At 68.5% G+C, this 15,255-nt stretch carries 9 protein-coding genes; 5 read left to right on the top strand and 4 right to left on the bottom strand.

What is annotated here, in order from left to right; all coding sequences use genetic code 11:
* Positions 1 to 67: 67 nt before the first annotated feature.
* The 4 genes from uxaC to AC0CH8_RS11825 all read left to right on the top strand — a co-directional run bounded on the left by uxaC (position 68) and on the right by AC0CH8_RS11825 (position 6,665).
* Positions 68 to 1,480, top strand: a complete 1,413-nt coding sequence (uxaC, locus tag AC0CH8_RS11840) for a glucuronate isomerase (RefSeq protein ID WP_465240061.1) — start codon at positions 68 to 70, stop codon at positions 1,478 to 1,480.
* Positions 1,477 to 2,904: a mannitol dehydrogenase family protein gene (locus AC0CH8_RS11835; protein WP_465240060.1), complete on the top strand. Its 1,428-nt coding sequence runs from the start codon at positions 1,477 to 1,479 to the stop codon at positions 2,902 to 2,904. The genes uxaC and AC0CH8_RS11835 overlap by 4 nt, the downstream gene beginning before the upstream one ends.
* Complete coding sequence (locus AC0CH8_RS11830) at positions 2,901 to 4,526, top strand: GH35 family beta-galactosidase (RefSeq protein ID WP_465240059.1); 1,626 nt, start codon at positions 2,901 to 2,903, stop codon at positions 4,524 to 4,526. Before AC0CH8_RS11835 ends, AC0CH8_RS11830 begins: the two co-directional genes overlap by 4 nt.
* A 342-nt stretch (positions 4,527 to 4,868) precedes the next feature.
* Entirely contained in the window at positions 4,869 to 6,665 is a 1,797-nt protein-coding gene (locus AC0CH8_RS11825) for an IlvD/Edd family dehydratase (RefSeq protein WP_465240058.1), read from the top strand.
* A gap of 50 nt (positions 6,666 to 6,715) precedes the next feature.
* Here AC0CH8_RS11825 and AC0CH8_RS11820 read toward each other — a convergent pair whose 3' ends face one another.
* Entirely contained in the window at positions 6,716 to 7,129 is a 414-nt protein-coding gene (locus AC0CH8_RS11820) for a hypothetical protein (RefSeq protein WP_465240057.1), read from the bottom strand.
* Between the two features lie 69 nt (positions 7,130 to 7,198).
* On the opposite strand from AC0CH8_RS11820, the gene AC0CH8_RS11815 reads away from it, so the two are divergent.
* Entirely contained in the window at positions 7,199 to 8,248 is a 1,050-nt protein-coding gene (locus tag AC0CH8_RS11815) for an oxidoreductase (protein WP_465240056.1), read from the top strand.
* A 142-nt stretch (positions 8,249 to 8,390) separates the two neighbouring features.
* Here AC0CH8_RS11815 and AC0CH8_RS11810 read toward each other — a convergent pair whose 3' ends face one another.
* The 3 genes from AC0CH8_RS11810 to AC0CH8_RS11800 are packed head-to-tail and all read right to left on the bottom strand — an operon-like array spanning position 8,391 to position 15,240.
* A complete protein-coding gene (locus AC0CH8_RS11810; RefSeq protein ID WP_465240055.1) occupies positions 8,391 to 11,732 on the bottom strand; it encodes a polysaccharide deacetylase family protein in 3,342 nt (1,113 codons plus the stop codon).
* A gap of 59 nt (positions 11,733 to 11,791) precedes the next feature.
* Positions 11,792 to 13,093: a PepSY-associated TM helix domain-containing protein gene (locus AC0CH8_RS11805; protein ID WP_465240054.1), complete on the bottom strand. Its 1,302-nt coding sequence runs from the start codon at positions 13,091 to 13,093 to the stop codon at positions 11,792 to 11,794.
* Complete coding sequence (locus AC0CH8_RS11800; RefSeq protein ID WP_465240053.1) at positions 13,090 to 15,240, bottom strand: TonB-dependent receptor family protein; 2,151 nt, start codon at positions 15,238 to 15,240, stop codon at positions 13,090 to 13,092. Before AC0CH8_RS11800 ends, AC0CH8_RS11805 begins: the two co-directional genes overlap by 4 nt.
* Positions 15,241 to 15,255 lie beyond the last annotated feature (15 nt).

Raw genomic sequence — 15,255 nt, 5'->3', positions numbered from 1 at the left:
GCCATTTCCAAGGAACTGCTGATAGTGTGTGGCCGACGCTCCATCATGGGGCCGTGAGGATCATGGCATGACCCGCCCGCTCGTTCTGCATCCCGACCGCCTGTTCCCCGCCGACCCGGGTATGCGTGCGATCGCCCGGTCGCTGTACGCCCGGATCAAGGATCTGCCGATCGTCAGTCCGCACGGTCACACCGATCCGGCATGGTTCGCGCGAAACGAGCCGTTCAGCGATCCGGCCAATCTGCTGATCGTGCCCGACCATTATGCATTTCGCATGCTGATGAGCCAGGGCGTTCCGCTGGAAGCGCTCGGGGTTCCCAGCGTCGACGGCAGTCCCGTCGAGACCGATCCGCGCGCGATCTGGCGGGTGTTCGCGGACCATTACCACCTGTTCCGGGGTACGCCGTCGCGACTGTGGCTCGACTGGGTCTTTGCGGAGGCGTTCGGGATCGACGTACAACTGGAGCCGTCCACGGCCGACCATTATTACGACACGATCGACACGGCGCTGAAGACCGACGCGTTCCGCCCGCGTGCGCTATACGAACGGTTCGGCATCGAAGTGATCGCCACGACCGAAAGCCCGCTCGATCCGCTGGAGCATCACGCCGCCATCCGGGCGAGCGGCTGGCACGGGCGGGTCGTCACGGCCTATCGCCCCGACCCGGTCGTCGATCCGGACACGCCGGGTTTCGCGGACAACGTCCGCCGCTTCGGCGAAACGGCGGGTGTCGCGGTGGCGGATTATGCCGGTTATCTTGCCGCGCACCGCTTTCACCGGGCACGGTTCCGCGAGGCGGGAGCGACATCGACCGATCACGGTCATCCGTCCGCCGCGACGGCGGACCTGCCGCCGGACGAGGCGGCGTCGCTGTACCTGCGTGTCCTTGCCGACCCGACGCCGGCGGAGGCGGAACTGTTCCGTGCGCAGATGCTGACGGAAATGGCCGGGATGTCGGTCGAGGACGGGATGGTGATGCAGCTCCACCCTGCCGTGTTCCGCAGTCACAACAAGGATGTCTTCGCCCGTTTCGGGCGCGACAAGGGCGGTGACATCCCGCTGCCGGGGGAGTTCGTTCGCAGTTTGAAACCGCTGCTCGACCGGTTCGGCAACGATCCGCGGCTGACGCTGATCCTGTTCACCCTCGACGAGGATACGTACAGCCGCGAACTCGCACCGCTGGCGGGGCACTATCCGGCGTTGAAGCTCGGGCCTCCGTGGTGGTTCCACGACTCGCCGGAAGGGATGCGCCGGTTCCGCGAGCGGGCGACGGAAACCGCCGGCTTCTACAACACGGTCGGGTTCAACGACGATACGCGTGCATTCCTGTCGATCCCGGCCCGCCACGACGTCGCGCGCCGGATCGATTGCGCGTGGCTGGCGCAACTCGTCGCGGATCATCGGCTCGACGAGGACGAGGCGCACGAACTGGCGCACGCGTTGACGTACGATCTGGCGAAGGCGGCCTACAAGCTGTGAGGTTGTCCACATCCGTCCTGCCGGACGGCGCCGCCGTACCGACCTACGACCGGTCGCAGGTCCGGCGCGGCGTCGTGCATCTGGGCATCGGCGCGTTCCACCGCGCGCATCAGGCAACGATCTTCGAGGCGGCACTGGCGGCGGGCGATCTGCGATGGGGCGTCGTCGGCGTCTCCCTGCGGTCCCCGGCGGTGCGCGACCAGATGCGGCCGCAGGACGGGCTGTACACGGTGGTGGTGCGAGACGACGACGCAGCGCAGGTGCAGGTGATCGGCGCGGTGCTGGACGTGCTGGTCGCACCCGAGAACCCCAAAGCGGTCGTGGCAGGCATCGGCGCGCCGGACACGCACCTCGTGACGCTGACGGTGACGGAGAAGGGTTACAAGCTGGATCGTGCCAGCGGATCGCTCGACCGGACCGACGCGGACGTGACCCGCGATCTGGCGTCGCTCGACGCGCCACGCACGGTGCCGGGGCTGATCGCGGCCGGGCTCGCCGTGCGGCGGGCGGCGGGGATCGCGGCGATCACGGTCCTGTCGTGCGACAATCTTCCGCACAACGGGGCGCTGCTGCGAGCGGGTGTGCTGGAGATCGCGCGCGCGCACGATCCGGCGCTGGCGGACTGGATTGCGACGAACGTGGCGTTTCCTGCGACGATGGTCGACCGGATCGTCCCGGCGACGACCGACGACGATATCATAAAGCTGACGGAGCGCATCGGCGTCGAGGATCGCGCGATGGTGAAGACCGAGCCGTTCCTGCAATGGGTGGTCGAGGACCGGTTTTCCGGACCGCGACCCGACTTGGCTCGGTTCGGCGTGCAACTGACCGACGCGGTGGGGCCGTGGGAGGACGCAAAGCTGCGGCTGCTCAACGGTGCCCATTCGGGCATCGCCTATCTCGGCGGGCTGGCAGGCGATGATTTCGTGCACGAATTCGTCGCACGGCCAGAGGGGCGGGCGTTCGTCGATGCGTTGTGGAATGAATCCGCCGCTACGCTGACTCCGCCGGCGGGGCTGGACGTGGCGTCCTATCGCGAACAGTTGATGGCGCGCTTCGCCAATTCGGCGCTCCAGCATCGCACCCGCCAGATCGCGGCGGACGGGTCGCAGAAGCTGCCGCAGCGGCTGATCGCGCCGATCCGCGAGCGACGTGAGCGGGGCTTGCCGGTGGATGCGCTCGCTCTCGCGGTGGCGGCATGGATGCGGTGGCAGGCGGGCACGACGGATGCCGGCGACCGGTTCGTCGTCGACGATCCCATCGCCGATCGACTGGCATCGGCGCGAGGAGTGGACGCCTTGCTGGCCGCGATCGGTGCCGACGATATCGACGCCACGGCGCGCGGAACGATCGCGGCGCATCTCCACCTCCTTCAGACCAGCGGCGCCCGGGCCGCGGTCGCCAGCCTGGGAACTCAACGATGATCCGCCGCGCCCTGCTTCTGGCTACCCTGATTTCCGCGCCGGCGCTCGCCGACCCGCCCTCGCTGCGCAAGCAGGGAACGGCGACCCAGCTGATCGTCAACGGCCAGCCCATGCTCGTCATCGGTGGCGAACTGAGCAATTCCGCCGCGTCGAGTGCGACTTACATGGCTCCGCACTGGGCGAAGCTGAAGGCGATGCATCTCAATACCGTGCTGGCGCCGGTGTCGTGGGAACTGATCGAGCCGGTCGAGGGCCGCTACGACTGGTCGTCGGTCGATGCGATGCTGAAGGCGGCGCGGGCCAACGACCTGAAGATCGTCGTGCTGTGGTTCGGGGCGTGGAAGAATTCGATGTCCACCTATGTCCCGGCGTGGGTGAAGCGCGATCAGACCCGGTTTCCGCGAGCGGGTTTGCCGAACGGGCAGGGCGTGGAGATCCTCTCGACCTTCGGCGCCGAGACGCTGGCGGCGGACCAGAAGGCGTTCGCGGCGCTGATGGCGCATCTGAAGACCGTGGACGACCGCGACAACACCGTGGTCATGACCCAGGTGGAGAACGAGATCGGCATGCTGCCGGTCGCACGCGATTACAGCCCGGTCGCCAATGCCGCCTTCGCACAGCCGGTGCCGCGCGAGCTGGTCGATTATCTGGTCGCCCACAAGGATGGGCTGGTGCCCGAAATGCGGGCGATGTGGCTGGATCGCGGGGCGAAGACGGCGGGAAGCTGGACCGAACTGTTCGGCGAGGGCGATGCCGGGGCGGAGGTGTTCGCGGCATGGCACTATGCGCGGTTCGCCGATGCCCTGACGCGGGCGGGCAAGGCGGCGTACCCGATGCCGATGTACGTCAACGTGGCGCTCAACCGCCCGGGCCGTGCGCCCGGCGAGTATCCGGCGGGGGGGCCGTTGCCGCATCTGATCGACGTGTGGAAAGCGGGCGCGCCGAGCATCGACCTGATCGCCCCGGACATCTATTTCCCGAACTTCGTCGACATCGTCAATCGGTACACTCGGCGCGACAATCCGCTGTTCGTGCCCGAAGCCAACAATGCCGATCACCCGACCGTCGCCGCCAACGCCTTCTATGCCTTCGGACAACTGGACGCGATCGGCTTCGGGCCGTTCTCGATCGATTCGATCGACGCCGAGCCGGGGAAGCTCAAGGATGCGTACGGCGTGTTGCAGCAGCTTCGTCCGCACATCCTGGCGGCGCAGGGGACGGGCCGGATGGCAGGTTTCAAACCGCGGCAACTGTACGACGACACGATCGTCTATGAGCCGCAGACGCGCGAGATCGGCGGCTATCGCTTCACCATCGCCTTCGCCGACATCCAGCGCCCGGTCACGTCGCCCGACATCGCCACCGCGGGCGGCATGATCATCCAGATCGGGCCGGAAGAGTATCTGATCGCGGGGCAGGGGATCACGGTCACGTTCAAGCCGGTCGGCGACGGCCCGGCCTCCGCCGGTATCGACAGCGCGTACGAGGGGGTGTTCGATGCGGGCGGAGGCTGGGTGCCGGGCCGGCTGCTCAACGGCGATCAGACCCATCAGGGACGCCATATCCGGCTGGGTGCGGGCGACTGGCAGATCCAGCGGGTGAAGCTGTACCGCTACCGCTGACGAGCATGCGCCTTGACGCCTAGCGAGCGGCCCGATAACCCTGCTCGTGATAGCGCTATCAGCGCAACGCGTCCGCCATCGTAGTGGGCGATGAGGGAGGAGGACGTCGTGAATCGCATCGCATGCCGTCCGTCCGTTCGCCTTACCGGTAGTCCCGTTTTCCGACCGACCGGTTCGGGCAGCCAGCGTTTCCCTCTTCGCGAATGGCGTGAGCCGACGGCACCGGTCTTTGTCGATAGCGCATGTTATATTTGCGTCACCGGCCCGCTTGCCCCGTCGCCGCGATTGGCATAATTGTCTGACTATATCTGTGTTCGTATTTCTGACCCGGAGCTCGTAACGATGTCCGATACCACCGCCCCGAAGCTCCGCAGCAGCGCGTGGTTCGATAATCCCGCCAACATCGACATGACCGCGCTGTATCTGGAGCGGTATCTGAACTTCGGCCTGTCGCTGGACGAGTTGCGGTCCGGCCGGCCAATCATCGGTATCGCGCAGTCGGGCAGCGACCTGTCGCCGTGCAACCGCCACCATCTGGTGCTGGCGGAGCGCGTGCGCGAAGGCGTCCGCGAGATGGGCGGCATCGTGCTCGAATTCCCCGTCCACCCGATCCAGGAGACGGGCAAGCGCCCGACCGCCGGGCTCGACCGCAATCTGGCCTATCTGGGGCTGGTCGAGGTGCTGTACGGCTATCCGCTCGACGCGGTGGTGCTGACGATCGGTTGCGACAAGACGACGCCGGCGATGCTGATGGCCGCCGCGACGGTGAACATCCCGGCGATCGCGCTGTCGGTGGGGCCGATGCTCAACGGCTGGCACAAGGGCGAGCGCACCGGATCGGGCACGATCGTGTGGAAGGCGCGGCAGATGCTGGCGGCGGGCGAGATCGACGATGCGGAGTTCATCCGCCTCGTCGCGTCGTCGGCACCGTCGACGGGCTATTGCAACACGATGGGCACCGCGACGACGATGAACTCGCTGGCCGAGGCGCTGGGTATGTCGCTGCCCGGTTCGGCGGCGATCCCGGCCCCGTATCGCGACCGTCAGGAGGTGGCGTACCACACCGGCCGGCGCATCGTGGAGATGGTGCAGGAGGACCTGAAGCCGTCCGACATCCTGACCAAGGAGGCGTTCCACAACGCGATCCGCGTCAATTCCGCGATCGGCGGATCGACCAACGCGCCGATCCACCTGTGCGCGATCGCGCGCCACATCGGCGTCGACCTGCCGATCACCGACTGGCAGGAGCAGGGGCTGGACGTGCCGCTGCTCGTCAACCTGCAACCGGCGGGCGAGTATCTGGGCGAGGATTACTACCGCGCCGGCGGCGTGCCCGCGGTGGTCAACCAGCTGATGGGTCAGGGGCTGATCCACGAAGGCGCGATGACCGTCAACGGCAAGACGATGGGCGACAATTGCCGCGGCGTCGCGATCGAGGACGAGAAGGTGATCCGCCCGTTCGACCAGCCGCTGAAGGAGGCGGCGGGCTTCGTCGTGCTGTCCGGCAACCTGTTCGACAGCGCGGTGATGAAGACCAGCGTCATCAGCCCGGAATTCCGCGAGCGCTATCTGTCGAAGCCGGGCGATCTCGACGCGTTCGAGGGACCGGTCGTGGTGTTCGACGGGCCGGAGGATTATCACCACCGCATCGACGATCCGGCGACGGGCATCACCGCGGAGACGCTGCTCATCATGCGCGGCGCCGGCCCGGTCGGTTATCCCGGTGCCGCGGAGGTCGTGAACATGCGGCCGCCCGCGCACCTCATCATGGACGGCGTCCACGCGCTGCCGTGCATCGGCGACGGTCGTCAGTCGGGGACGTCGGGTTCGCCGTCGATCCTGAACGCCAGCCCGGAAGCGGCGGCGGGCGGAACGCTGGCGCTGCTGCGCACGGGTGACCGGGTGCGGATCGACCTGAAGACGGGCAGCGCCGACGTACTGCTGTCCGACGCCGAGATCGCCGACCGTCGTGCCGCGCTCGCGGCGGAGGGCGGGTTCAAATATCCCGCCTCGCAGACGCCGTGGCAGGAGATTCAGCGTGCGACGGTGGGCCAGCTGGGCACCGGCGCGATTTTGGAGGGCGCGGAAGCCTATCAGCGGATCGCACAGACGATGGGGCTGCCGCGGGATAACCACTGAGGGTTTGCGCCACGAGCGGGATGGCCACAGGCCAACCCGCTCGTGCGTGCTCACCCCCGTACCAACAACCGGGCGCTGCCGATCTCCACGACCGGCACTTCCCACGGATGCGCGGCCATGATCCGGGCCAGTGCCGTGTCGACCGCCTCGGCCGGCGCATTCGCCGCGATATAGGTCGTCAGCACGATGGTCGGTGACAACGCGACCGCACCGGCGGTGCCGCTGGTCGGGTTCGCGTCGTCGGTCGGGCGGAAGCTCTCCCACCCCGGCGCGATCTCGACCACGTTCCGGTAGATGCCGAAGTCGCCGAGCGGGCCGTCGTCGCGCAGGATCGCGAGCATCGCGCCGAGGACCGGATCGGCGTCCATCGCCGCCGCGTCGCCCGCAATGGCCGCAGCGAGCGTCGCTGCCTGCACCGGACAGAAGATGCGGATCGTCGTCACGGCGCGCGAGGTGGTGGTCATCGGCCCATTCCTGTGGAAAGTCGGTGACGATAGCCGCCGTCGCCCGGCGGCACCACCGGGAGAACCTCCATGCCGAACCCCATCCGCGTCGCGCTGATCGGCTATGGCTATGTCGGCAAGACGTTCCATGCCCCGCTGATCCAGGCGACGCCGGGGCTGGAGCTGGTCGCGGTGGCGTCGAGCGATGCGGCGAAGGTGCATGCCGACTGGCCGGACGTCAGGGTGGACGGCGACCCGGTTGCACTGGCGACGAGCGAGAGTGTCGATCTGGTCGTGATCGCGTCGCCCAATGACAGCCATGCGCCGCTGGCGCTGGCCGCGCTGAGGGCGGGGCGGCATGTCGTGGTCGACAAGCCCTTCACGCTGGACCTTACCGAAGCGCGCGCGGTGATCGCGGCGGCGCGCGATGCCGATCGGCTGGTGTCGGTGTATCACAACCGCCGTTGGGACAGCGATTTCCTGACCGTGCGGCAGGCGATCGAGGACGGGCGGGTGGGTGAGGTGGCGCATCTCGAATCGCACATCGACCGGTTCCGCCCGGTCGTCCGCGACCGCTGGCGCGAGCGGAATGGGCCGGGCGGTGGGCTGTGGTACGATCTGGGGCCGCATCTGGCGGATCAGGCGCTGTGCCTGTTCGGTCCGCCGGAGCGGGTGCACGCCAATCTGGGGACGTTGCGCCGCGGCGCGCAGGTCGACGACTGGGCGCATGTCGTGCTCGATTATCCGACGCGGCGCGTGGTGCTGCATGCGGGCATGCTGGTCGCGGGGGGCACGCATCGGTTCGTGGTGCATGGCAGCGGGGGCACACTGGTGAAGCCGTCGATCGACCGGCAGGAGGCGCAGCTGATCGAGGGGATGACGCCGGGTGCGCCGGGCTGGGGCGAGGACCCGGACCCGCTGCTGGTCTATGACGGCAGCGGTGGCGCGCCGCGGGTGGTGCCGGCGATCGCGGGCGATCAGCGGCGCTTCTACGCAGGTTTGGCGGCGGCGCTGACGGCGGGCGCACCGAACCCCGTACCGCCAGGCGAGGCGCTGGCGGTGATGGCGGTGGTCGAGGCGGCGGCGGAGGCGGCGCGGACGGGGTGTGCGGTGGTGCCGGACTTCGCGGGGGCGTTTTGACGCGTTTCGGCCTTCACGGTTTGAAGGTTGGCGAGCGACCGGCAATTCACCCGTCATTGCGAGCGTAGCGAAGCAATCCAGGGCCGACCTCCACGCTCTGGATTGCTTCGCTACGCTCGCAATGACGGCGGTTAAAGCGTCGCTATGCCGCGGTCACCCGGCCGCTGCGGTCGAGCTTGCCCCAGCCGACGGAGGGGCCGCGCATCGCCTGCACGATGGCCTTGCAGACGACATAGTACATGATCTGGCGATAGCCGATGCGTTGCGGGATCAGCAGCCAGAGCAGGCGCCACTTCTCCCGCCGTTCCAGCGCGAAGGCGATGAACGCCGCCAGCAAATCGATCGCGGTGAAGATCAGCCAATAGGTCAGCATCGTGAACACGTCGGTCTGCGTCTGTGCCCAGCCATGCGCGGCGACGCGGGTCCAGGTGCCGATGACGCTGAGGATCAGCGCGAGATCGATGATCGGGCTGATCGCGGCCAGCACGACCTGGAACAGGATCGCCTGCGGCAGGCCGACGTGGGCAAGACCTTTCGGGTGGCCTTCACGGATGACCCGCCCGTGTTTCCACAAACATTGCAGCGTGCCGAACGCCCAGCGGAAGCGCTGCTTGGCAAGGCCGCGAATGTTTTCCGGCGCTTCGGTCCAGGCGACGGCGTACTGGTCGTAATGGACGCGCCAGCCGGCGCGCTGGATGGCGATCGTCAGGTCCTGATCCTCCGCCAGCGTATCCGTCGGATAGCCGCCGACCTGACGCAGCGTTGCGACCCGCCATGCGCCGACGGCGCCGGGCACGACGGTCATCGCGTCGAGCCGCGCCAGCGCGCGCCGTTCCAGATTCTGCGCGGTGATATATTCCAGCGCCTGCCAGCGGGTGATGAGGTTGACCCGGTTGCCGACCTTGGCGTTGCCCGCGACCGCACCCAGCTTCGGATCGACGAACCAGCGGGCGAGGCGGGCGATCGTCGTTTCCTCGAACTGGGTATCCGCGTCGAGCGCGATGACGATGTCGCTCGTCACTTCCAGCAAGGCGGTGTTGAGCGCGCGCGCCTTGCCGCCGTTCGCCAGCGTCATCAGGCGGACGCGCGGTTCGTCGGCGAACGCCTCGGCGACGACGGCGCTGGTACGGTCGCTGGAGCCGTCGTCGATCACGACGATCTTCACGGCCACGTCGCGGCTGTCGAGCACGCGGCGCACCGCCCGCTCGATCACGCGTTCCTCGTTGAAGGCGGGGATCAGCACGGTGACTTCGGTGGCGGGATCGATCGCCGGGAATACCGTCTGCGCCTCGCGCCGCGCCTGGATCAGGGCGAGCAGGGACAAGGCGAGTGCGCGCAGGATACCAAGCGTGATCGCGACCGCGAACAGCCATTTGATCGCTACCGTCAGCCCGCCGAGCGTCAGGAACAGGCCCAGGTCGGCGCGCGCGGCCCAGCGGTCGCCGGACGAGATCGGCGGGTTGACCATGTCGCGGGGCAGGCCGGCGAGCTCCGACACCGGCACGAACCGGTACCCCTTGGCGCGCAGCCGATCGATCAGCACGGGCAGTGCCGCGACGGTCTGGGCGCGGTCGCCGCCGGCGTCGTGAAGCAGGACGATGTTGCCGCTGCGCTCCGCGTCGCCGGCTTCGACGCCGGCCACGGTGCGATCGACGATCGCCTGCGCGCCGGGACGCATCCAGTCGTCGGGATCGACGTGCAGGCCGACCGACAGGTATCCACGCTGTTGCGCGGCATAGGCGGGGCCGATTTCGTCGGCGGTACTCGGCTCGGCGTCCCCGAAATAGGGCGCGCGGAACAGGCGCAGCGAGCGGCCGGTGAACGCCTGGAACAGCCGCTGCGTCGCGTTCAGTTCCAGCATCGTCGTGTCGTCCGACGTGGTCGCCAGATTGGGGTGGGTGTAGGTGTGGTTGCCGACCTCATGCCCTTCCGCGATCAGCCGCTGGAGCAGGCCGCGCTGCGTCAGTCCATTGTCGCCGATGATGAAGAAGGTGGCGGGGACGTGCTTCGCCTTCAGCACGTCGAGGATCTGCGGCGTCCATTTTGGATCGGGACCGTCGTCGAACGTCAGTGCGACCAGGCCGGGGCGGTAACCGGTCCGCTGCACCGTCCAGGGGGACGGGAGCTGCGAGAACACGACGTCGCTGAGCTCGCCCTTGGCATCGACGGTGACCTTGCGATGGCCGGCGACGGGGGGATCGCCGATGCGCAGGACCTCACCGGTCCCCTCGATATCGACATCGGTACCCGCCGGGATTTCGTCGATGACGTTGGCGGGCGGCAGCTTGCGGTGATTGCGGCCGAAGAAGCGCCACAGCGACGGGTCTTCGCTCCCCAGCCGCCACAGCGCCAGCGACTGGATGCCGGCTTTCCGCAGCCAGTCGATCTGGTGATAGGCGGAGGCGGCGTCGGCGAGCCAGACCTCATGCCGCTCACCATCCTCGTCATAGGCGAAGGCGCTGTTGCCGCTCGCCCGGTCGTAGCGGGGAACGACGTCGGATTCCTTGGCGGCCAGCCACGCCTCGTCGACGGCCAGCGCGTCCGTGCCGCCCTTGTGCCAGTCATAGGCGTAGGACGCGACGGCGACGACGAGGTGACCGACCGGCACGTCGCGGGCGGCGCGGGCGACGACGTTCTCGAACCATTCCTGCGACGCGATCGGGCCGGGGGTGCCGCCGGCATAATGTTCGTCATAGGCCATCAGGAACAGCTTGTCGGCGACCTTGGCATAGGCGGCGAGGTCCCAGGCGGGATCGGCGGCGGGCACGGCGATCGACACGACCCAGTTGCGCGGGGCGAAGCGGGCACGCGCCTCCGTCAGGAATCGGCGATAATAGGGATGAACGGTGTCGGGCAGGCTTTCGAAGTCGAAGAACACGCCGTCCGCATGCGTCTGCACCAGCAGCGCCTCGATCCGGTCGAGCGCCGCCTTGCGCGCGGTCGGGTCGCGCATCAGCGCCGCCGCGCCCGCACCGTCCCACTCGCCGTTCAGCGCGTTCTGGACCATCGGCAGCACTTTGGGTCTGCGCGCAGCCCCGGCGATGATGGCGCGTCCGCGAGCGTCGGGGAACAGCGTCACCTGATGCTGCGGGCCCGTGATCGACAGCCAGCCGGGCACGAGCCAGTCGAGTTGGCTGATATTGCGCTGGAGCGAGGCGGCGCTGGCATCGTCCCACGGCGCGTGAAAGGCAACCGCCAGCGGCGGGCTGACGGCGGGACCGGTGCGGAACAGGCGCTTGCCGGCATGAACGGTGTGACGCAGCGTCTGGCGACCCTGCGCGACCAGCCGCTCCGCCCCGCTGGGCTTGCGCAACTGCGCGCGCTCCGCGTGGAACGGCAGCGCGGATTGCGGCACCACGTCGAGCACCGTCGCGGCGAACGCCGCCACCGCGAGCACGAGCAGCAGCGCGAATGCCAGCGCCGCCACCAGAAAGCGGCGCCGTCGCCGTCCCGTGGCATCGTAGAAGACCGGGTTTTCCGACATGTTCGCTCCCTGATCCCGCGCTATTGCAAGAAAAAGGATACTGCCAAGTTAACTATCTTTCACGTCGCCTCCAGCCCGAGCCAGGCGCGTGGCCGAGCCGGCAGGATGCGGTCGATCAGCAGAACGAGCAGCAGCGACGCGCCGAACAGCGGTAGCATCACGGCCAGCAGCGCCACCATCGCGGCGAAGCTCCACGCCAGCGCCGGGCGTACCGCGACTTTCGGAGCGCCCAGCGTCCCCGGCGCGCGGCGTCGCCACCACAGCATGACGCTGCTGATCGACAGCAGCAACAGCATCAGCGCGGTGACGAGGTTCACGAGCAGGTTGATCCAGCCGAACGCCTGCCCCTCGTGGATCGCCACGCCCCAGCCGACGAGGCGATCAACCAATGGCCGCTGCGTGAACTCTTCGCGGGTCAGGATGTCACCTTCGGTGTCGAGCGTCAGGTCGGCGCGGAGCGGGCGGTTCGCGGCGTTCGATTTCGCCGTCCACGACTGCCCGGCCTGCGCGGGCGGCGCGATCAGGACCGGCGCGGCGAGATCGAGCGGTCGGATCGTTGCGACCACGCGGTCGAGCGGCGCGAGGGGGACGGACGCGGGCTTCGGCATCGTCATGCCCGCCATGTCGGCCATCCCGTCGTGTCCGCTGTGGCTGGAGGACCAGTCCTGCTTCACCGGCTGCCCCTCCGCCACGTGCCGCGCCATCTTCAGATACGCGCCCCAGCTTGCCGCCCAGGGCAGGCCCGACACCAGCAGGAACAGCGCCGCCGCCGACACCCAGAACCCCGTCACGGCGTGCAGGTCGCGCCAGAACCGGCGGCCGCCGGTGCGCAGGCGGGGGTAGACCACACCGGCGAGGCCCTGCCCCCGCGGCCACCACAGGAACAGACCCGACACCAGCATGACGATCGCCCAGGATGCGGCGAGTTCGACGACGTAGGACCCGACCGGACCCGCCAGCAGCTCGCCATGCAGTCGCGACAGGATCTTCATCGGGCGGCGATCCTCCCGCCCGACCTTCAGCACCGTGAGCGTCGCCGGATCGACATAGACACGCTGCGTCAGGTCGCCGTCGCTGACCAGCACCTGCACCGCCTGCGTCGGGGTCGCGGGCAATTCGTACTGCGACAGCGTACCGCCCGGTACCGCCTTCAGCGCGGCGGCGACTTCGGCGGCCGGGCCGGCGCGCGGGCCGGGTTGCGCGACGGTGGCATAGGGGCGGTCGAGCCACGCCTCGATCTGCGGCTTTAACAGGTACACGCCGCCGGTCAGCGACAGCCACAGGATGAACGGGATGCAGAACAGCCCGGCATAGAAGTGCCAGCGCCAGACGGTCGGATAGCGGGGCCAGGCGCGCTTCACTGGAAGCGCGCCCTGATGCCCGCGAACCACGTCCGCGGCTGACCGGCATACAGCGCGCCGCCGACGTTGCGCAGCACCGCCGCGCTGTTCTCCACACCCGCCGCCGACAGGCTGTCGGACACGATGCCGGCGGACCCGACATAGGTCTTGTCGGCGACGTTCTGGACCGAGACGAAGTAGCTCAAGCGCCGCCACGCGCCGTCGCCGGGCGGCGGGTCGTAATGGAGGTTGAGGTTGACGAGCGCATAGCCCGGCACGCGCAGCCGGTTGCCGTTGTCGAGCCAGTAGCGGCTGCGGACGGTCGTCTCCATGAACCCGCCGAGCCCCGCCGCCGGCCCGGTCGGCTGGTCGTACCCAAGCCGCACATTGCCGAAATGCGGAACCACGCCGGGGATCGCATTGCCGCGCCGGTCGATCGTGCGCGAGACGGTGCCGGTGGTCAGCCGCTCCTGAAAATCGCGATAGGTCTGGTCGGTATAGCCATAGCTCGCCAGCGCACGCAGGCCCGCGACAGGTCGCCAGTCGAGACCGAGTTCGACGCCGCGGTGGACCGAGCGCGGTACGTTCGACGTGTAGGCGAGCAGGTTCACGCCCGCCGACTGGCTGACCAGTTCGTTGCGGAACCACTCCTGATACACCGTCGCTTCCGCGGTCAGCGTGCCGCCCAGCGCCACCGTCGCGCCGAGATCGACGCCGGTGTTGCGCTGGCTTTTCAGCGCGCGGTTGTCGCCGGGAATGCCCGCTTGCGTGACGAACAGGCCGCCCGCCTGCGGGATGCCGTAACCCTTCGCGACGCGGGCGTGGAGCGTCAGCGGGTCGATCGCGCGCCAGCGCAGCGAGGCTTCGGGCGCGAGATTGTCGAAGCGGCGCTGGGCCGGGATGACGGTGACGATGCGCGTGGAGTTCAGCGGATAGGTGAAGCCGGTCTGTACGACGTCGATCCACGACCGTTCCGCGCCGACGCCCGCCACCGCCAGCAATCGCGGCGTCAGCGCTGTTTCGCCGCGCGCGCGGATCGCGAGGTTGCGGACGTCGCCGACCACGAACTGTGTCGGTGCGCCGAACCCGTCGCGGCCCGCCGGGGTCTTGGCGAAGCTGTAGCTGCGGTTCTCCAGCGATCCGTAGGCGACCTGCACGAAGCCGGTCGTCTTGCCCGACCGGACGGTCAGGTCCGACGACAGTTGGTAGCTGTTGAGCGTGCCGCGGAACGGTGTCGCACTGGTCGGCTGGTACACGTCGCGGCGATCGAATGTGCCCTGCGTCCGCAACGTGGCGTGCGACGACAGATCATGTTCGTGGCGGACGCCGATGATCGTGCGCTTGTCGTCGCGGGCCAGATCGGCCTCCGCCGCGGTCTGCGCGATGCGGGGGCCGTTGCGACCGTTGACGAACACCTGGATCGTCGCGCAGCCGGGCGCGGCGGTGGCGGCACGCTCGCACCCCTGCTGATACGGGTTCGCCAGATATTGCGCGTAGGACAGCCGCGTCGACAGCCGGAACTCGCCCGTGTTGTGGATCAGCTTCACCGCGATGCGATCGTTGCCGTCGACAGCGAAGGTGCCGAGCGCGTTGATCGTGCCGGTGCGGTAATCGGTGTGTCCGGTCGAACCCTTGCCGCCGACGAGGCTGGCGAAGATGCTGTAGTCGTAACCCGGCCCGGCCTTGCCGAGCGTTGCATAGAGTTTGGCGTAGCCGTAGCGGCCGACGTCGCTGCCGACCTCCAGCCCGTCGACCTCCCGCCCGCTGCGGCTGCGGAAATTGACCGCGCCGCCGAGCGCGAAATTGCCGTAGCGCGCGGAGGAGGGACCGCGGACGATGTCGACCGCACCATAGGCATGCGGATCGGTCAGGTCGAAGCGGGCAAGACCGTCCGGCTGGGTGACCGGGAAATCGTCCTCGAACACCTGGATGTTGCGCGCGCCGAAGCTCTGGCGGGCGTTGGAGCCGCGGATCGAGACGCCGACATCGCGTGGGCCGTTACCCTGGATGAAGGCGACGCCGGGCGCGAGCTTGACGATGTCGCCGATCGTGGTGGCGGGGGTCAGCGCGATGTCGCGCGTGTCGATCGTGGTGACGGTCTGGCCGGCGATGCCGGTGGTCAGCGTCAGGGCGGTGCCGGTGACGATGATCTCGTCTGGCTGTTGCACGGGCGGGGGCGGCGG

This window comes from Sphingomonas sp. AC435, assembly GCF_979253005.1.
This window is presented reverse-complemented; position numbering and strand designations above follow the sequence as displayed.

Coding starts and splice junctions, on each gene's coding strand:
- uxaC (WP_465240061.1), top strand. CDS start 68: ATGACCCGCCCGCTCGTTCTGCATCCCGACCGCCTGTTCCCCGCCGAC.
- AC0CH8_RS11830 (WP_465240059.1), top strand. CDS start 2,901: ATGATCCGCCGCGCCCTGCTTCTGGCTACCCTGATTTCCGCGCCGGCG.
- AC0CH8_RS11825 (WP_465240058.1), top strand. CDS start 4,869: ATGTCCGATACCACCGCCCCGAAGCTCCGCAGCAGCGCGTGGTTCGAT.
- AC0CH8_RS11820 (WP_465240057.1), bottom strand. CDS start 7,129: ATGACCACCACCTCGCGCGCCGTGACGACGATCCGCATCTTCTGTCCG.
- AC0CH8_RS11815 (WP_465240056.1), top strand. CDS start 7,199: ATGCCGAACCCCATCCGCGTCGCGCTGATCGGCTATGGCTATGTCGGC.
- AC0CH8_RS11810 (WP_465240055.1), bottom strand. CDS start 11,732: ATGTCGGAAAACCCGGTCTTCTACGATGCCACGGGACGGCGACGGCGC.